The 18,561-nt window shown below is 42.7% G+C and carries 17 protein-coding genes and 1 pseudogene; 10 read left to right on the forward strand and 8 right to left on the reverse strand.

The features are described from left to right. The first annotated feature begins 144 nt into the window (after positions 1-144). Positions 145-1,032 (forward strand): LysR family transcriptional regulator, encoded by an 888-nt coding sequence (locus OCV36_RS20265; RefSeq protein ID WP_135457910.1) that lies wholly within the window; start codon positions 145-147, stop codon positions 1,030-1,032. On the opposite strand, the gene OCV36_RS20270 is transcribed toward OCV36_RS20265, so the two are convergent. Next, the gene (locus OCV36_RS20270) at positions 1,021-3,705 is read right to left on the reverse strand and encodes a bifunctional acetate--CoA ligase family protein/GNAT family N-acetyltransferase (RefSeq protein WP_135457912.1); all 2,685 of its coding nucleotides are present in this window, start codon (positions 3,703-3,705) and stop codon (positions 1,021-1,023) included. The two genes, OCV36_RS20265 and OCV36_RS20270, sit on opposite strands and share 12 nt — an antisense overlap. A gap of 216 nt (positions 3,706-3,921) precedes the next feature. Between OCV36_RS20270 and OCV36_RS20275 the strand changes: the two genes are divergently transcribed. Further along, on the forward strand, positions 3,922-4,485 hold the full coding sequence (locus OCV36_RS20275) for an SPOR domain-containing protein (protein ID WP_017074308.1): 564 nt from the start codon (positions 3,922-3,924) through the stop codon (positions 4,483-4,485). A 179-nt stretch (positions 4,486-4,664) separates the two neighbouring features. Continuing rightward, positions 4,665-5,660 (forward strand): D-alanine--D-alanine ligase, encoded by a 996-nt coding sequence (locus tag OCV36_RS20280; protein ID WP_135457915.1) that lies wholly within the window; start codon positions 4,665-4,667, stop codon positions 5,658-5,660. 175 nt (positions 5,661-5,835) lie between these two features. Here OCV36_RS20280 and OCV36_RS20285 read toward each other — a convergent pair whose 3' ends face one another. Further along, positions 5,836-6,804: a tyrosine-type recombinase/integrase gene (locus OCV36_RS20285; protein ID WP_135457917.1), complete on the reverse strand. Its 969-nt coding sequence runs from the start codon at positions 6,802-6,804 to the stop codon at positions 5,836-5,838. 100 nt (positions 6,805-6,904) lie between these two features. Between OCV36_RS20285 and OCV36_RS20290 the strand changes: the two genes are divergently transcribed. The 7 genes and pseudogenes from OCV36_RS20290 to OCV36_RS20315 form a co-directional block, all read left to right on the forward strand. Then, positions 6,905-7,273 (forward strand): DUF3319 domain-containing protein, encoded by a 369-nt coding sequence (locus tag OCV36_RS20290; RefSeq protein ID WP_004730993.1) that lies wholly within the window; start codon positions 6,905-6,907, stop codon positions 7,271-7,273. A 3-nt stretch (positions 7,274-7,276) separates the two neighbouring features. After that, complete coding sequence (yciH, locus tag OCV36_RS20295) at positions 7,277-7,588, forward strand: stress response translation initiation inhibitor YciH (protein WP_135457919.1); 312 nt, start codon at positions 7,277-7,279, stop codon at positions 7,586-7,588. Positions 7,589-7,906: 318 nt separating this feature from the next. Further along, complete coding sequence (locus tag OCV36_RS20300; RefSeq protein ID WP_261887534.1) at positions 7,907-9,253, forward strand: ISNCY family transposase; 1,347 nt, start codon at positions 7,907-7,909, stop codon at positions 9,251-9,253. A gap of 165 nt (positions 9,254-9,418) precedes the next feature. Further along, positions 9,419-9,820, forward strand: a complete 402-nt coding sequence (locus OCV36_RS20305; protein WP_245300942.1) for a helix-turn-helix domain-containing protein — start codon at positions 9,419-9,421, stop codon at positions 9,818-9,820. 236 nt (positions 9,821-10,056) lie between these two features. Then, positions 10,057-10,599, forward strand: coding sequence for a hypothetical protein (locus OCV36_RS20310; protein ID WP_135458701.1), 543 nt, complete (start codon positions 10,057-10,059; stop codon positions 10,597-10,599). A 58-nt stretch (positions 10,600-10,657) separates the two neighbouring features. Next, positions 10,658-10,834: a superinfection immunity protein gene (locus tag OCV36_RS25560; protein ID WP_390903452.1), complete on the forward strand. Its 177-nt coding sequence runs from the start codon at positions 10,658-10,660 to the stop codon at positions 10,832-10,834. A 464-nt stretch (positions 10,835-11,298) separates the two neighbouring features. Next, positions 11,299-11,703 (forward strand): annotated as a pseudogene (locus OCV36_RS20315) (GGDEF domain-containing protein); the annotation flags it as partial. An 808-nt stretch (positions 11,704-12,511) separates the two neighbouring features. On the opposite strand, the gene OCV36_RS20320 reads toward OCV36_RS20315, so the two are convergent. The 6 genes from OCV36_RS20320 to pntB form a co-directional block, all read right to left on the reverse strand. After that, on the reverse strand, positions 12,512-12,664 hold the full coding sequence (locus OCV36_RS20320) for a YoaH family protein (RefSeq protein WP_017073513.1): 153 nt from the start codon (positions 12,662-12,664) through the stop codon (positions 12,512-12,514). A 41-nt stretch (positions 12,665-12,705) separates the two neighbouring features. Further along, a complete protein-coding gene (locus OCV36_RS20325; protein WP_135458699.1) occupies positions 12,706-13,854 on the reverse strand; it encodes a conjugal transfer protein TraF in 1,149 nt (382 codons plus the stop codon). A gap of 50 nt (positions 13,855-13,904) precedes the next feature. Then, on the reverse strand, positions 13,905-14,792 hold the full coding sequence (locus OCV36_RS20330; protein WP_135458697.1) for a DUF2861 family protein: 888 nt from the start codon (positions 14,790-14,792) through the stop codon (positions 13,905-13,907). After that, positions 14,792-15,451 (reverse strand): response regulator transcription factor VxrB, encoded by a 660-nt coding sequence (vxrB, locus tag OCV36_RS20335; protein WP_017073510.1) that lies wholly within the window; start codon positions 15,449-15,451, stop codon positions 14,792-14,794. Before vxrB ends, OCV36_RS20330 begins: the two co-directional genes overlap by 1 nt. After that, a complete protein-coding gene (gene vxrA, locus OCV36_RS20340; RefSeq protein ID WP_017073509.1) occupies positions 15,426-16,898 on the reverse strand; it encodes a sensor histidine kinase VxrA in 1,473 nt (490 codons plus the stop codon). The genes vxrB and vxrA overlap by 26 nt, the downstream gene beginning before the upstream one ends. A gap of 275 nt (positions 16,899-17,173) precedes the next feature. Continuing rightward, positions 17,174-18,553 carry a Re/Si-specific NAD(P)(+) transhydrogenase subunit beta gene (gene pntB, locus OCV36_RS20345; protein WP_135458695.1) on the reverse strand — a complete coding sequence of 460 codons (1,380 nt, stop codon included), beginning with the start codon at positions 18,551-18,553 and terminating at the stop codon, positions 17,174-17,176. Positions 18,554-18,561 lie beyond the last annotated feature (8 nt).

Below are 18,561 nucleotides of genomic sequence, written 5' to 3' on the forward strand. Positions count from 1 at the left end.
TATTTGAATTTATTTTCGATTTTGTCAGTCTAAACCTGCTTTAACCGTATAACTCGTTGTATTTTAAAAGCTTTAAACGTTCCATTTAGCTGGTGAATACTTAAATTTTTGTGATTAACCTCTCATTTATAAAGTTGGATACTGATGTATAGCCCAATAACACTTGAAGCACTACATATACTCGATGCCATCGATCGTCGTGGGAGTTTTGCCGCTGCAGCGAATGAAATGGACCGAGCACCTTCTTCATTGAGTTATCAAATACAAAAGTTAGAACAAGATTTGGATATCATGATTTTTGACCGCTCAGGGCACCGTGCAAATTTCACGGAGGCGGGGCAGTTAATATTAGAGCAAGGTAGAATCATTCTTGGCGCTACTGAACAACTCGTTAATGACGCGAGTATTCTTGCTAATGGCTGGGAGTTAGATCTAACCATCGCCTTTGATGGCATTATCCCTATAAACAACTTTTTCCCACTGGTCGATGAACTCGGAAAAATCAGTAAGACACGCGTTCGTTTGCAAGAAGAAATTTTGGCGGGGTGTTGGGAATCTCTCACTGATGGTCGTGCCGACTTACTCGTATGCCCGAAGCTCGATACAATACCAAACGATATGAAAAGTGACGTGATTGGTAAAATGGAAATGGTCTGGGTCGCGGCATCAAACCACTACGTTCACAAACGTTCCGGTGAGTTTGACCAAAAGGCCAGAGAAAGTTACAGGGTAATCGCAATTGCGGATACAGCCCGTGACCAACCGGCTTTAAGTATCAATATTCTAGAGAAACAACCCCGTTTAACAGTGACGAGCTTCCCTGCAAAAGTAGAAGCTCTGACGACGGGATTAGGGATTGGCACCTTACCGAGTGTTATTGCCGAGCCTTTGATTGAATCTGGCGTTCTACAGCAAATTTCGGGGACAGAATCACAGCCGATCGATATCGTTATGGCTTGGCGACGCAACAAAATGGGCGACGCCAAATCTTGGTGTATTCAACACCTTAAAAAGACATGGTCACTCAAGTAACGGTAACACCATATCCGCAGTACCATCTTCAAAACTAATATCTAGCTCAAACCCCAACTTTTGAGCTAGTGTCAGCATCCCTCTATTCGTTGGCATCGTCATCCCAGACATTTGCTTAGTCTGCTTTGCTCGGCAGTAATCAATAACCTTAGTCAGAAGAATTCGACCTAAGCCGACACCTTTCAGATCAGACCTAATTAATATGGCAAACTCTGCATCTGTGTTCTCAGGGTTAATCAGTGCTCTTGATACGCCGATAATCGCAGGAACACCTTGTTCTTTACGAACAACCACAAAAGCAATCTCTCTATCGAAATCAATCTGAGTAAAGTTAGCTAATGCCTCATGGTTGAATTCTCCAACATCACTAAAGAAACGTTTATAAAGATCTTCTTTAGATACGCGATTAATAAAGTCAGCATGAAGCGGTTCATCTTCAGGAAGAATAGGGCGTAGCAACACTTCGGTGCCGTCCTTGAGTACGATATTCTCTTCAAGCTCGACCGGGTAAGGGCGAATCGCAAGACGTTCTTGTGGATCGCCTTCGTACGCTTTCAAGATGATATCGGCATCTAATATCGTGAACTTGTCACCATTGGCCAGTACTGGGTGGATATCCAAATCATGTATTTCAGGGCAATCCACTACCATTTGCGATATACGAACCAGCAACTCAGAGAGTCCTTCAATGTCGATCGGGTTAGGCAGTTTTTGCAGGCGAATCTTGCCACTTTTTATCGCCCTAATTATCAAGTAACGCGCCAGTGTCATATTCAATGGTGGGAAAGCTGCAGCGGCATCAATTGACTCATCCCACTCAGAGCCCCCTTGACCAAGCAAAATGATTGGACCAAAGGTTTCGTCTGTAGTGACTTTCACTCGTAGCTCTTGGCCGCCCGCAAGTTTCGCCATTCCTTGAATCAACAGGCCATGTATATGTGCCGTAGGGAACGACAACTGAGATCGATCGAGAATCGCCTGAGCCGCATTTGCGACTTCATTACTGTTTCGTAAGTTGAGCATCACACCTTGCACATCTGACTTATGCGCAATATCTGGCGAGCGAAGTTTTACGGCAACCGGATAACCAATTGTTTCAGCGATGTGCACCGCTTCACTAGGGTCAGAAGCAATCCAAGTCGGCAATACCTCTAGGTTGAAATGTTTGAAAAATTGACTGTTTTGGTGGGTATCAAGACTAACTGTATCTTTATCCAGTAGTTGTCGTTCAATCCAGTTTCTTGCATCAGCTAAGTCTTCAATGTGTACTTTCTCGGCCGTGGTTGGCGTTTCCATCAATTGGCGCTGATTACGTCTGTACTCGACCAGGTGCATGAACGCGACGACTGAACTTTCTGGTGTACGATAGGTTGGGATTCCTGCTTCTGTAAACAACTTTCTAGCAGGTCTTGCTGTCAGCTCACCAGACCAATTAGTTAGAATATTGAATCGCTTATGACGAGGGTGTTTCTTAATTGCTTTAATAATTCGCTCAGCTGTTTGGGCTGAATGAGCAATTGCAGAAGGGCTGTGCATAATAAGAATTGCATCTGCTTCATCACCACCAAGCAGAGTGTTAATCGTATCGATATAACGTTGATCACCGGCGTCGCCAACAATATCAATCGGGTTGCTATGCGACCAACTTGATGGCAATACTTTGTTTAATCTCTCTAGCGTTTTTTCTGATAACTCAGCAAGCTTGCCCCCACGATCAAATAAGGTATCCACGGCCATAATTGCAGGGCCACCACCATTGGTGACGATGGCTAACCGCTCACCACGCAGTGGCACTGAGTGAGTTAATGTTTCTACCGCAGCAAACAGTTCATGTAAGTTCTTAACTCGTAACATGCCGCTACGTCGTATGGCTGAGTCATAGATAATATCTAACGTGTCAGCACCGCCAGTATGCGCAATTGCAGCGGCTCTACCTTTCGCAGTTCGTCCGCCTTTTAACACCAGAATTCGTCGGTTACGAGATGCGGCACGTGCAGCCGAAATAAAGCGTCTTGCATCTTTAATGCTGTCAACATAAAGCAAGATTGCTTCGGTGTGAGAATCGGTACTTAGATAATCCAATAGCTCTGAGAACTCAATGTCACTGCCATTACCTATCGAGATAAATGCAGAGAAGCCGATTTCTTTGTCGTTAGCCCAGTCGAGAATAGTGGTACATACGGCTGCCGATTGCGAAACAAAAGCAATTTTACCGGGCAGCGCAGTAACTGGAGAGAAAGAGGCGTTTAGTTTTAACCATGGAACAATGATGCCAAGGCTATTTGGGCCAAGCACACGGATATTGTGTTTTTTGGCAATCGCTAGGCATCGGGAATCAAACGTTTCACCGTTGTCACTAGTCTGATGCATGTCTGACGAAAGAACAATTACGCAAGCAATGCCTTTCTCCGCTAACTCTTCAAAAATGGCCACATTCCGTGTTGCGTTAGTACATAAAACCGCGAGGTCAGGCACGATAGGTAGCGACAAAATGTCCTTGTAAGAAAGTACCCCCGCGACAGAATCATATTTCGGTGTAACGGGCATGACCGCACCTTTAAAATCCCCGTGCAGCAAATTGTTCATAACGATATATCCCGCGCGCGTTTCTTGTTGAGAAGCACCAACAACAGCGATTGAACGGGGTTTGAGTAGGGGATCAAGATGATTCATAGACATATCCTAGCAATGCACGTAGGTTCATCGTAACTTACTTTTCACTCACGGGTTGATGGCAAATTCACCGAATTAAGATGAATAAGCAAACACTGGATAAAGTTTGTGAAATAGGTCACCCACTAATGGTGTATAATCTCAAAGTTAACTTGATTCTAAACCGACGTATCGGCATGATTTATAGTAATTATTATTAAGGATATAGAGCTTTCCATGAAAAAATTTGCAATTGTAACTTTGCCACTGCTCTTGGCTGCATGTGTATCGGACGACTATGTTACAAATGTAACTTCAGATAGTTATCAAGAAGAGTACAAAACTGCCAAGGTTGAAGCTCCAGTTGTATCTCAATCTGAGCAAACAGGTGTTGTTGAAGAGAATGTTGTCAACGTTATCAAGACAGAGCCTGTTGAACAAAAAGTGGCTCAAACAACGAGAGCTAAGCCAGTTACAACAGTGACAGGCCCAACGAAGAAACAACAAGACATGAACCAACGCTTTGGTTACACGGTTCAAGTTGTTGCTGTGGGCAGCCAAAGCAAAGTCGACTCTTTCGTGAAAATGCTACCAACGACTTCTCAGCCAGTTTGGGAAAACTACAAAATGGTTAACGGCACTAAGTGGTTCACAGTCCTTTACGGTGACTACGCAACACGCTTAGAAGCTAAAAAGGCAATCTCAACGCTGCCAACCACTTTCCAAAACTTGAAGCCGTTTGTTAAGAGCATTGATGACATCAAGAACTCTGAATACCCAACGCTTAACAAGTTGAACTAAGTTTTAATTCAGAAAGAGGGAGCAAATGCTCCTTCTTTTGTTTTAAGACGAACCGTTTTGTTTAATAGTTAATCGCTCGTTCTTTCGGACACAAATTTAACGTTCAAAACACTGTACCTATCTCGACTTTTGTTTATCATTGAAGTCAGTATTCCTAGTTTCAAGGACCGAATTTACCCATGAACACCACAAACATCCTTCTACTTTGCGGCGGTGGATCTTCAGAGCATGAAGTGTCTTTAGTTTCAGCCAATTACCTTTTTGAACAACTCAATAGCGTTCCAGATTTTAACGTTGTAAGAGTTGAGATTAAAAACGAAGGCTGGTGTCTTGATTCAGGTGAATTGGTTTATCTCGATATCAACAATCAAGCTTTACGTGGCGATGGACTCGATTCAAAAGTAGATTTCATTGTGCCTTGCATTCACGGCTTCCCAGGTGAAACGGGTGACATCCAGTCACTGTTTGAACTAGCTAAGATTCCGTACCTAGGTTGTGGTTCTGAAGCAAGCAACAACAGCTTTAACAAGATCACTTCAAAGCTTTGGTACGATGCACTGGGCATTCCAAACACACCGTATTTGTTCTTATCAGATAACAACGACCAAGCTCATTCACAAGCGAGTCAAGCTTTTGAAAATTGGGGCAAAGTGTTCGTGAAGGCGGCTCGTCAAGGGTCTTCTGTAGGTTGTTACCAAGTTAACCAAGTGGAAGAGTTAAGCGAAGCGATCAATAAGGCGTTTACCTTCTCGGATCAAGTGTTGGTTGAGAAATCAGTTGTGCCTAGAGAGCTAGAAGTTGCCGCTTATGAAATCGATGGTGAACTACACATTAGTAAGCCAGGAGAGGTGATTGCACCTAATGGCGCATTTTACTCTTACGAAGAGAAATACAGCTCAGACAGCCACTCAATTACCGAAGTTGAAGCAAATAACTTAACAGATGAACAACTAGAACTAATTGCAGACAGTGCACGCAAAGTATTTACGCAAATGAAGCTTCGTCACCTATCTCGTATCGATTTCTTCTTAACGCAAGACAACGAAATTTACCTGAATGAAGTCAATACTTTCCCAGGTATGACGCCAATTTCCATGTTCCCTAAAATGGTTGAGCATGATGGCCACAAATTCAGCCAGTTCTTAGAGAACTGCGTGAGAACGAGCCTCTCTTAGTTCATCTTATCCCAAACGCATCTTAAATCTTAAGATTATCAAAGTAGTGCCTTGAGCTCATAGCCAAGGCACTAGTCATTTTTATAACCAAGTAGTTTATTAACTGGGCCCGATTATTTGATCCCCGAGTGCTTATTGCAAACCTCTTTGGCGATAACCCTTTGGTTTTATCGGCTTATTGCCAAGGTACGATAGCTTTAAATTTCATTTTCTCATTTTCGGCGGTACCAACATAACCCACATATTGCGCGGGCATTGCAGGGCTGAGCCAACGACCAAAATCCTGAATTTCTCTTACCTTAAGACCTTGTTTCGAAAGCTCTTGTGCCGCACCTACACGGATCGAATTCCCTGAAAAGTGATGATTTTCTGCGAGAGCAAGCATATCGCTCGCTCTTCTTAATATCCTGTAAATAGACGAATCATCCAAAGGTTGAAGCCCAATGTTCTCATGCTTATCTATCGCACGAAACACGGGGAATTCATCATCTGTACCAGTAAAAGAAAGCCAACGTTGTAAAGTCACACTTGCTACTGGCGACAACTTATACGCAGAATCTTTAATAGTTATCTTGTAGCCTTCGTTACAGCTATCAACATCTCTCATTGATAATGCTTTGAGCTCTGAACGCTTTAAAGCGCATTCGAACATCACATTATAGATTGCAATATCACGAATCTCTTTTAAGTTTACATTCTCATGCGAAAGCAGCGTGTTCAATTCGGTGAGGTGTGCAGATGTCATTGCATTGGTTTGCTTAGCGTCACCGGCCATCTGAGCTTGCAAGTGGAGCAGGGTAAAGCGAACTTGCCTATGTTTAATTGGGTTGGCAAAATTGAGCACAGTGTGTAACAAACTAAGTGTTGCAGTGTAACGTTTTAACGATGCGTATTTTCTATCGTTAGATTCAGTTTCGAGGAAACGACGAATAGCAGTGATAGATGCAGGGAGAGTGTTGATACGATTTTTAGTACAGAACGCATGATAGCGATTCCAATCACTGTAGATACCTAAAAGTGAATTATGAGAATACTGATGCCCTGTTAACTCATCTATAATTTCAATTGTCGCATTGCTGTTCAATTTTTCAACAAATGAATTAATCGTCACAAAGTCAGTTAAAATAGGGACTTTTTTTCTCAAATTACCATACCTCAACAGCTGTTTTTACCATATTATGCTTGATATCATTAAAAGTATACTTATGATTAATGCAGTGAAAACAAAAAGATGATTAATAGATATGGCTAATTCAATTTACCGAAGCGTCCACCTACAATCGATGGATGCTAACAACACCATTTGGCGTGCTAAGTTAAAAAACAATGTTATTCAGGGCAACCTAGCTGCCGTGAAGAAGAGTATTGATTGGTGGATTGACACTGCGTCTATTATTGACCCTAAAGAGTTCACGGCGTTAAATAAGTCGAGAGGAACTGGTGGCCTAACTGAAAACTTCAACGGCTATCAGATCAAGAATGACACCGGTGAGCCTAACGCGTGGTATTGCATGTTTAACGGGCGTCTTATCAAAGGCGGCAAGATTGCAATTCAGCGTCATATAGAAGCTTACTTACTCGCAAAACAAAAAGCAGAGCAACAAAAGAAGTAAATTATGAGCCTAGTATATTCAACAGAAACAGGTCGTATCACACCTGAAGAAGAGAAAGTCCAACGTCCTAAAGGCGATGGTATCGTTCGAATCCAAAAAGAAACCAAAGGCCGTAAAGGCAAAGGCGTTTCTATCGTAACGGGCTTAGACCTAGATGACGCACCTTTAAAACTAATGGCAGCGGAACTCAAAAAAGTGTGTGGCTGCGGTGGCTCAGTAAAAGATGGCAACATCGAGATTCAAGGCGACGCTCGTGACAAGATCAAAGCACACCTTGAAAAGAAAGGTTACAAAGTTAAATTCTCAGGCGGTTAATCTCTAACTAATACCAGGGTTAAAATCGAAGATTATTATCACTGGATATTAGGTATTTTATGGTAAATAGCCATTATGGTTAAATACACAGTATAATCAGAGAATATCGACACCGAATAAAGGCAGGGCATCACATAGAGATACCTGCCTTATAAACACCAAAACCAATTTAACATAACGTACATAATACGCACTAAGAGTGTAAGCGCAAAGTTGTAATGTCACTATTTTCCAAAGTTAAAATGTCCCTTTAGCTCATCACCACTAGGCTTAATTGATATTGGTAAACGCTATGGACATAACAACATGCTGGTGACTATGAGTGATTCAGAGATCAATCGTTTTAAAGTAATTGAAGATGTGTGTCAGCGACGGATACGTCGGGCCGATGCTGCCGAGATCCTCAGCTTGAGTGTCCGTCACATCCAACGCCTGATGAACCGACTTCGTAAATACGGTGCGAACGGATTGGCTCATCGCGCTCGCGGTAAGCCTAGCAATCATCGTTATTCAAGTGGTTATCGAAACTCGGTGCTAAGCCTTGTCCGTGAAAACTACAGCGACTTCTCACCAACACTCGCTCAAGAAAAGTTATCTGAGCTGCACAACTTGCCCATATCAAACGAAACTTTACGTCAATGGATGATCGCCGACGGACTGTGGCTTCCACATTCACAACGCAAACCTCGGGTCTATCAGCCTCGTTACCGTCGTGATTGCTTGGGTGAACTTATCCAAATTGACGGCTCCCATCATGACTGGTTTGAAGGCCGCTGTGACAAATGCTGCCTATTGGTGTTCATTGATGATGCGACTAGCCGTCTGATGAACCTAAGATTCAGCGAGACAGAATCCGCGTTTGACTACATGATGACCACGCGTGAATACCTCAATGAGCACGGTAAGCCCATCGCATTTTACAGTGACAAGCACTCTATTTTTCGAGTGAATCAGGAGAAACACAAACAAGTTGGCCAAACTCAATACGGGCGCGTGTTGAAAGAACTGGCGATAGAACTCATCTGTGCCAACAGCTCCCAAGCCAAAGGCCGCGTTGAGCGAGCCAACCTCACGCTGCAAGACCGACTGGTTAAAGAGATGCGCTTACAAGGTATCGACACCATCGAACAAGCCAACGCCTGGCTTCCCTACTTCATCGCCGATTTTAACCATCGCTTTGCTAAGCCCGCTCAATACCCAAAAAACATGCATCGTCCGGTTCGAGAGTCCAAGCAAGAACTCGACGATATTTTCAGTTGGCAAGAAACCCGCAAGCTCTCAAAGTCGCTGACATTTCAATACGATAAAGTGATTTATCTCATTGAACCTACTGAAGAAAACAGCCGACTAGCGCACGAACATGTCAAGGTACTCGACTACCCAAACGGTGAAATCGCCATCCAATACGGGCATCGAAAACTCGAATTCAAAACCTTCGACAAACTCGAGCACGTTCAACAAACCCAAATCGTCGACAACAAACGCCTCGGCCAAGTTTTAAAATTTGCTCAGCAACAACAAGAAGAATTCGAACAACAACAGCAACGAACCCGCAGTAAGAAAGCGCCCAAGCGCCGTGCACAACAAAGAGCCCTTCAAACAGCCCCTCGAGCCATCAACCCAGTGCTCACCGAACCATTCAAAACCTCCAGTCGAAAGACCTAACAACGGGACATTTCTATTTGGGACAAATGAGGACATTTTAAAACGGGATTGACAAAGAGTGTAAGCGCAAAGTTGTAATGTCACTATTTTCCAAAGTTAAAATGTCCCTTTAGCTCATCACCACTAGGCTTAATTGATATTGGTAAACGCTATGGACATAACAACATGCTGGTGACTATGAGTGATTCAGAGATCAATCGTTTTAAAGTAATTGAAGATGTGTGTCAGCGACGGATACGTCGGGCCGATGCTGCCGAGATCCTCAGCTTGAGTGTCCGTCACATCCAACGCCTGATGAACCGACTTCGTAAATACGGTGCGAGCGGATTGGCTCATCGCGCTCGCGGTAAGCCTAGCAATCATCGTTATTCAAGTGGTTATCGAAACTCGGTGCTAAGCCTTGTCCGTGAAAACTACAGCGACTTCTCACCAACACTCGCTCAAGAAAAGTTATCTGAGCTGCACAACTTGCCCATATCAAACGAAACTTTACGTCAATGGATGATCGCCGACGGACTGTGGCTTCCACATTCACAACGCAAACCTCGGGTCTATCAGCCTCGTTAAATCTCGCTCTAAAGTTTATGTTTGGGGCATATGAGGACATTTTAAAATGGCATTGACATGTTGACTATTGATGTTAGTGCTCAAACTGAACCCTGCGGAAATGCCGAAGTTCAAGCATGATCAAAACGATTTGTATGATATATCAACTCTAAGTAATATGTGCCGCCTCTCTTCTAGCCAAGCAGAAAACCGCTAGTTTACGCTATTCAAACAAATCAAATTGGTTATCATAATTAATGAAAAATCGTTCTAAAATACTTGTCCCTTTGACATTCGGCATCTTTTCATCATTGTCGGCCTACTCCAATGAAACCACACTCGATCAAAATACATCATACGACAGAGTTTATGTAGGTTACCAAGCGTTAGATGATAAGTACTCAGAATACAATGGTATTAAGATCGGTTATACGAACCAAATATCTAACGGCGGAATTTTGCTTGGCGGTGAATTTAGCTATAACAAGTCAACCAACACTTATTACGACGCAACGTTAGTTGACTTAAACTTCAATGCTGGATTTGATGTGGTATCGTTGTGGTTTGAAAGTGATTACAAAATCGTTCCTTACATAAAACTTGGTCTTGGTTCTTACAAGGAAGATTATGGAAATGTAGACATTTCGGATTTCGGTATCAGCCGTGGTCTAGGAGTACGCTATATAGGAAAGCATGGCTTGTACCTTGACGCTAGCTTACAGAAGCAAAACGTTGACGTAATGGGTTTAACTACTGTAGACATAAAATGGACTGGCCTATCCCTCGGCTGGTCATTCTAAGATCATCTACTAATGAAAATTTTTCAAACAAGGTAACATCGTGGAACTTATATTCTATGTGATTGCATTTGGCATCACGATTTACATTTTTCTACTACCGACAACCATCTCAAGACGAAAAGACCACCCACATAAGACTGCAATAGCAACACTAAACATAGTTGGTAGTCTTTTCTTTGGTACTGGCTGGCTAATAGCCCTAATTTGGAGCTTGATGAACACTAAGCGGCTATAGCGTTAAGATAACCTGTTACGATTCCGTAGCGGTCGTCGAACTAGTCATTTCTAATGAATTCCGACTAAGTAAATATATAAAGACTATACGACGCATGAACTTAAAATTTTCGCAATAGGTATTATTAATTACGAACTGAATTTCTTGTGGATTCAAAGGTTATGCATACTGACGTACTTATAAAGTGACACTGCAACTAATATGGGTACTAACTAGTGAATTAGAAGTCTAAAACCAAACACTTCAAATTACTGTATAAATACACAGTTAAATTATTATCCCCGTAAAACCGCACTTATTGACCAAATAACAATAAAAACGACATATTCCTTTCTGTTTTTTATTTGGCAGTCACCCTGCTATCACCTATCTCTTTCCGTACGATAATGGGCAAGAACCCAAACAGAAACTAAGGGCAGGAACGTTGCTTCATTACGCAAGTCAAAAGATGGAATTGAGGACGCCTTGCGCAACAAGGAAAAACCATTCACATCGCGTTGTTTGATTTAGACCATTTTAAGCAGATCAACGATCAACATGGCCATGAAGTGGGTGACAAAGTACTTATTCAGTTTGTCGCAACGGCGAACGAGAGCCTTGGTGAGCAGTACTTGCTTTATCGCTGGGGTGGTGAGGAGTTTCTACTCGTTTGCCTCGAGCAAACTGCGCTACAGTGTAACGAATCTATCGGTAATCTTTACCTAGCAATGGACCAAAGCCTTTGGCCTAAAGCGCTTAAAGTAACCGTTTCGACTGGAGTAACGCAGCTCAAGGAGCATGAATCGATACGTACAGCCATCAAACGTGCAGACAAAGCACTCTACCAAGCGAAAGACAACGGACGAAACCAAGTCGCTACATTTTATTAAGGCTCGCTAAACTGGACTGCAGTTACACATTCAACGCTCTGCCTATACTCAATCAACACGTAATCAACACCCTGTCGATATCTACTCTCCACTTAAGCACCCGTTAGATTCTTAAGTGCTGACCAAACAAGCCCATAAGCTTTGCTGTCTCATCAGAACTCAAATCGATTCGTATGCCTATAAGCGCACTCTCGCCATCTGCTATAACACCGTTTGCTAGAAAACCATCTGTAATAACGCAATCAATAGCATTCTCAGGTTGATACGTATCGTTCCTGAATCGCTCTATAAACAGCTCTTCCGTACGCCTCTAAGCTTCCTAAGCACTTGTTTTAAAGTGCACATATTTGGCTAGTAAAGCGTGCTCTAACCAGTGGTTAGTCACTCGCGGTATCGGTTTTGAATATTACCATCGTTACTTATCTCGCACTGTTCTTAGATGAAATCCTCATTTGTCTTCTTCTGAACATTCATGCACTCGTATCCGCTAAAAATAGAAGTCACAACGTCACTAGCATTAAAAAACGCAAAATATTTAATCACTTAGACTTGGTGGCATAAATGCTGACACCTAAAGTGGCGATTGTTTTACTTTCAGATTTAGTTGTAATTTAATTACAACCCAAAGCCAAGGAAAGCCTGAAAAGTGGATTACTCCGACGTAACTTACTGAATAAAAGGCATTTAAGGGTTTTGGGTAGATCGGGATCTAGGGTAACTAAAGAGTTCGGATGTACGAGATAATATACTAGAGGGTAATATATTTAGTTATAGTGCACTAAGGCGTTAAAAAAGAAGGGCTGATGCCCTACTCTTCTTTATTACTCATTTCTTCACGAATTTGCTCAGCAACAATTTTGATGGCTTGTCCTGTGCTGATGCCCTGGGTCATCATTTCTTGAATTCGTTCAACAGCTTTCTGTTGTTCTTCGTGAGAAAGGGTTGGTAAGTCGTTTAGCATGCTCTGCTCCTTTATTTAGGAGCAGAACTATATAAGGACTGTTAGTAACTAGCAAGGAAATTGATTGAAGCACCCATTGCATTTTCGTTTGTGTAGTTCGCACTTAGATCTAACTGGAACAGGTTGAGTGGCGAGATACCAATACCGGCTGTGACTGTTCCTTCTGAATCAGAGTAAGCCAGGTTCTTGTAGTACCCTCCCCTTAACTTAAGCTGACGTAGAAGATCGACTTCGGTACCAACACGAATCATCTGTTCGTTATCAGCAAACGAAGTAAACTTCTCAGTCTCATTCAAATCGTAATCGACACTGAACGTAAAGTAGTCAGACACGATACCAGCACCCACAGTGTAAACTGGTTCAAGTTGATAAGTGTATTTACCGCCAACTTGATGTGTAGCACTACTTGTACTGCTGTTTAACGTTTTAGTCGTATCTTTGGTTTCGATGTCTCTAGAGATCAAGTTAGTTGCCGCAATACCCACTCGGAATGGGCCGAAGAACCAAAGCGCACCAGCATCCATGTTGAATGCCGTCTCACCATCACTGTTCTCTCTAACGTCAGACAAGTCGTAATCATTAACCGACGCAACGTAGTTGTATGTGTAAATACGTTGGATCTTCGGTGTGATACCAAATGAAATATGTTGGCCCATAAAGGTTTGGTATTTTGCTAGAGAAATCCCTACTTCTGTTACGCCGATTGAAACTGCTTCAACGGTAGACAGCTCAACTTTATCTTCATCCGAACCTGTCGTGTAAACATTAGGTGTCGCGAATGATTCTGTGTAGGCTTTAGCGAAAAGGTTTGCCGCGATAAATTGATTAGGAAGAGCAAAGGCTACAACGCCACCCAGTTCAACATTGGCTTGGTTGCCGTCTAGTTTATTAAGAGCAGCATCTAACTCAGCGGTATTTGATGCATCAACAACACTATCGATGTTCGATTTCATATCGTTAGGGTCATTATAACTACCGCCAAAACTTGGCGTGATCATGCCCATATCATCGTTACGACGATAAATAGCTACCAATGCTGGGTTATAGAATGGAGCGGTTAGGAAGTTTGCTGAAACAACACCAACACCGCCCATCGCATCGCCACGCGCTTCAATGGCGTAGTTTGCTGCTGAAAGAGGAAGACTGGCGAATGCAATTGACGCTGCGAGTAGTTTATTAGTTTTTTTCATGCCGTTTATCTTTGTTAGATCCCTTACATAGTTAACGGCACAATTTTAAATTACTTTAACTCTTCTTCGCTAGAAATATCATAAGTTTTACTGATAGTTTGTGCTTGTTCTATCGCTATGTCACCTTGCCAACGTGAATGCACCATTGAAACGGCTAATACATAACGATCATTAGGCAATTCTTCACCCGTCAAACTCATCGGATAATCAGATTCATAGCTCTTACCCCACACCTTTTCATAGTGTTCGTCTATATAATCGTACAAACCAACTTCTAATTTAGGCAGTGGACAATAAGGATTAAGCAGTTCTTTTTTATCAATTAGCCATGTATCTTTTGACGCCCAACGAACTTGCTGACGCATGACGATCTCACCAAGGATAATCCAAGTACTCCAAGAGTTACCCCCATCACTTTTAACATTTAAGCGATATAAACCCGAATCAAGCTGAGACGTCAAATTGTAACGCTTATGGTAAAGGCTAGCAGAGGTGTTGTTGACGAGTTCATCGTCTTTAGAGAATTCACTATCAGACGAAACGACCTTATCGACCCACTTTTCAAAGGTGATATCTTGAATGTTGTTTTTAGACTCAACATCAATCGCGACGCGGAAAGTATCTCGGCCTGGGCTCTGAATGATGTGTCTTTTGACAACCACTGAGCTGATCCAATCCGGTAAGGTCTTTTTGGTGAGGGTTTTACCGCAATCTTTGTTCAATGCTTGATGGAACAGTTCATTGAGGTGATCTTCTCGAGACTGAGAAGAGTTAATTTGCCAAACTTCCACTAATGAATCAAACATCTGAGATAAATCGTTATCCAATAGATGTTTATGAACTTGGGTTAGAGCATCGCTACTCTTAAACCAATCTGCGGCGTGCGCGGTATTGAAAACGCTCGACAGCATTAGTAGTGGAAGTAAGGCTTTTTTCATTACGCTTTCATCTTATAACCGACGCCGCGCAGCGTTTCGATTTCTAGACCTGGAAGCTTCTGTCTTAATTGTAGTACGTGAGTATCTACAGTACGTGTTGTTGGGAAGTGGTTGTAACCCCAAACGTGGTCAAGCAGTTCATCACGAGTGAATACGCGGCCGAGGTTGCTTGCCAAGAACAATAATAAATCGAATTCAGTACGTGTTAGCGTGACTTCTAGTTCATTGAAAAACACTTCACGTGTCGCTTTATCTATGACAAGATTTTGAGCCATAACTTTTGATGCATCTTGCCCTTCAGAATCCGGTAGGCGAAGTTGAGCACGAATTCGAGCAAAAAGTTCAGCCTCTGCAAATGGCTTAGTGAGATAATCGTTCGCACCTGAATCTAGGCCCGCTACTTTATCTTTTACTGTTACGAGAGCCGTCAGCAAAATAACCGGGATATCTTTCTTTTTCTTCCAGCTTGGAAGTGAATCTACTGAGTCACCATCAGGAAGTTGACGATCTAGAATGACTAGATCCGCTTGCTCCCAATAGCCTTCAACTTCAGAGATCAGCTCTGCATGCAAACATTCATATCCAGCTTGCTCAAGGCTAACTAATAAACCGTCAGCTAAATTTTTATCATCTTCAACGAGAAGCAATGTCTGTTTCACAAGGTATCTCCAAAATAAATGTTGTTGGGGGGCCTATAAGCGTCATGTGACCGCCCATTTTTCCGACCATAGATTCCACTATCGTCAGACCTAAACCGAGTCCACTCTTACTTACGAATGGCTTTCTTAGTTGTCCCCAATCTTTGCGGGATAAGTCTCCATTATCTATAACTTTGAATGTCAGCTTCTTGTCAGAAGTATTCAGTTCTAGTATCACTGGAGCAACACCGTATTTCACGGCATTTCTGATTAGGTTGTCGATACACGTTCCTAACCAATATACGTTCACTTTTGCAGCAATGTCTTTATTCACACGCAGTTCAATTCCTGGTGCGAAATCTTCTTCAACTTTGTATTGCAGCCACTCTTCTACGCTTGGTACCCACTCTGTCGCTAATGGTTGGTTATCCGACTGCAAATAGTCTTTACTCGCTTCTGCTAGTTGTCTTAAACGGCGAGTGTCTTCACATAATCTACGAAACTCATCATATACCGTTTCCGGTAGCTGTTCGAACTCACGTCTAAAGCCTTCAACAGTCAGTGACAAACTTGCAATCGGTGTTCTTAGTTCATGCGTTAAGATTTGAAGCACCAGCATGCGGCTTTTCATCTCTTGCTTCTTACTATTCCAACGGTAAACCGCCCAACCTAAGACAAGCAAGATGTTAGCTATCACCAAGATAAACATGGCGATTTGAAGAAGCTCGGAATGATCTTCTATCTCCCAACAAACGTTACCGCGTTGGACAAAACAACTGTTACCTTCTGACGATAAGCTGAACGATAAGCCGGCAAGTGTCGCGTTTTCGTTCCAAACTGGCTCTTTATACAAATAGTATCGATCGCCGCGTTTAACCCACATTTCATCTAGTTCAACAAACATACTCGCACCGGCTAGCAGCGCCGTGATGGCTTCATTGTCCATTTGTTGTAAACGAGAGAGCAGTTCGTCATGCTCAGTATTTGGGCGCTCTTGGATATGCATAAAACGCTTTAAAGAGTCGAACTTGTCTGGGTACTTCTCAACGTATCTTGCAGCATATGAACCACCACCCGGATGAATCAAACCACTACGGCTAAACCAACGATCGGAAAGCTTGGTTCCTTTACATAGTGCTCGCGTAAAAACCAAAGGCTCTGTTATTAAAGGACTTAATGGTAATTTTCCGCTACAGGTTTTTGATAACTGGTATAAGCGTTGGATGTCTTTTAATGGATATTCTGCTGTTTGTGGCAGCATCGAAGACGGCATGATCAAACGAGTCGGATAATCAGCTTGAAGCAGTCGAATATCATAAGATTCAACCGCCGTTTCATGATCAAAGAGTTTGGTAAAGTTATCGATACGCTCAGGCAGAGAATCAGCAAACGCGTTTACTGAGACCGATAACGTAGCAATAAGAAGAGTAAATGTTCTTTTGATGATCACAAACCAACGCAAATTCATATAGATCAATCAAATATATACCATTCCCTATCAAAGATAAATTTTTAACCGCATGAAAAATAGTGTTGATTACCAGTGACAACGATTGCGCTGTTGGATTCTGGAAAATATAACGGATACATTTGTCCCTAACCTACAAATAGTAGCTCTGGGCCCCAGATAGGTAAACTGGATCTCTAGAGAGATAAGCAATGGCACTTAATAGATAAACAAGCGCTTCAAAAACAAAAAAAGGAGCTCAAATGAGCTCCTCAGTATTGCAAGGTGTTTAGCCTTTATAGATGCTCTAAGATACCCAAGCAACTCTGTTTAGCATCACCAAACAGCATCTGCGTGTTATCTTTAAAGAACAATGGGTTTTGCACACCTGCATAACCCGTGTTCATAGAGCGTTTGAACACGACAACGTTTTGAGCATTCCAAACTTCCAACACTGGCATTCCTGCAATTGGGCTGTTTGGATCTTCTAATGCTGCTGGGTTCACGGTGTCATTTGCACCAATAACCAATACAGTATCTGTCTCATTGAAGTCATCATTGAGCTCGTCCATTTCAAGAACGATATCGTATGGTACTTTTGCTTCAGCGAGGAGTACGTTCATGTGACCCGGTAATCGACCCGCAACTGGGTGGATACCAAAACGAACGTTGATACCTTGCGCTCTTAGTTTTTCAGTGATTTCATGCACTGGGTATTGAGCTTGAGCTACTGCCATGCCGTACCCTGGAGTGATGATCACTGACTTAGAGTTCTTAAGCATGTCCGCCACATCTTCAGCAGATGTTTCGCGGTGTTCACCCTGTTCTTCATCACTGTCAGAAACAACGACTTCTTGGCCAAACCCACCAGCGATAACGCTAATGAACGACCGATTCATCGCTTTACACATGATGTACGACAGAATTGCACCTGACGAGCCAACCAACGCACCCGTTACGATCAACAGGTCGTTTGCAAGCATGAAGCCTGCTGCTGCTGCTGCCCAACCTGAGTAAGAGTTCAGCATTGAAACAACCACTGGCATATCTGCACCGCCAATCGATGCCACTAGGTGGTAACCGAATGCGAATGCGATAAGTGTCATCAGCATAAGAGCAAACATGCTGCCATCAGCTTTAACGAACATAATCATTAGCAATGTAGAAGCAACGATAGCCGCTAGGTTCCACTTGTGCTTATGGGGGATGTTCAATGCAGACGATGAAATAACACCGCGTAGCTTAGCAAATGCCACAATGGAACCGGTGAATGTAACCGCACCAATAAACACACCAAGGAACACTTCAACCAAGTGGATAACATGCTCTGCATGCGTTGCAGCTACTGGGGCATCAATGTAACTGTTGTAACCAACAAGTACCGCAGCCATACCTACGAAGCTATGCAGAATTGCCACCAGCTCAGGCATTTCCGTCATTTCTACTTTTTTAGCAAAGTGAATGCCAATACCACCACCGATCACCATTGCAATGATGATCCAAACAATACCTGCTGAGTGAGGGCCAAAGATCGTCGCGATCAATGCGATTGCCATACCTGTAATACCGTAATAGTTACCTGCACGTGCAGATTCCTGTTTCGATAATCCAGCTAAGCTCATGATAAAGAATACAGCAGCAACAATATAAGCTGCTTGTACTAATCCTTCAGACATCTGTTACT

The sequence above is a fragment of the Vibrio echinoideorum genome, assembly GCF_024347455.1.
GTDB lineage: Bacteria > Pseudomonadota > Gammaproteobacteria > Enterobacterales > Vibrionaceae > Vibrio > Vibrio echinoideorum.

Coding starts and splice junctions, on each gene's coding strand:
- OCV36_RS20265 (WP_135457910.1), top strand. CDS start 145: ATGTATAGCCCAATAACACTTGAAGCACTACATATACTCGATGCCATC.
- OCV36_RS20270 (WP_135457912.1), bottom strand. CDS start 3,705: ATGAATCATCTTGATCCCCTACTCAAACCCCGTTCAATCGCTGTTGTT.
- OCV36_RS20275 (WP_017074308.1), top strand. CDS start 3,922: ATGAAAAAATTTGCAATTGTAACTTTGCCACTGCTCTTGGCTGCATGT.
- OCV36_RS20280 (WP_135457915.1), top strand. CDS start 4,665: ATGAACACCACAAACATCCTTCTACTTTGCGGCGGTGGATCTTCAGAG.
- OCV36_RS20290 (WP_004730993.1), top strand. CDS start 6,905: ATGGCTAATTCAATTTACCGAAGCGTCCACCTACAATCGATGGATGCT.
- yciH (WP_135457919.1), top strand. CDS start 7,277: ATGAGCCTAGTATATTCAACAGAAACAGGTCGTATCACACCTGAAGAA.
- OCV36_RS20300 (WP_261887534.1), top strand. CDS start 7,907: ATGAGTGATTCAGAGATCAATCGTTTTAAAGTAATTGAAGATGTGTGT.
- OCV36_RS20305 (WP_245300942.1), top strand. CDS start 9,419: ATGCTGGTGACTATGAGTGATTCAGAGATCAATCGTTTTAAAGTAATT.
- OCV36_RS20310 (WP_135458701.1), top strand. CDS start 10,057: ATGAAAAATCGTTCTAAAATACTTGTCCCTTTGACATTCGGCATCTTT.
- OCV36_RS20320 (WP_017073513.1), bottom strand. CDS start 12,664: ATGCTAAACGACTTACCAACCCTTTCTCACGAAGAACAACAGAAAGCT.
- OCV36_RS20325 (WP_135458699.1), bottom strand. CDS start 13,854: ATGAAAAAAACTAATAAACTACTCGCAGCGTCAATTGCATTCGCCAGT.
- OCV36_RS20330 (WP_135458697.1), bottom strand. CDS start 14,792: ATGAAAAAAGCCTTACTTCCACTACTAATGCTGTCGAGCGTTTTCAAT.
- vxrA (WP_017073509.1), bottom strand. CDS start 16,898: ATGAATTTGCGTTGGTTTGTGATCATCAAAAGAACATTTACTCTTCTT.
- pntB (WP_135458695.1), bottom strand. CDS start 18,553: ATGTCTGAAGGATTAGTACAAGCAGCTTATATTGTTGCTGCTGTATTC.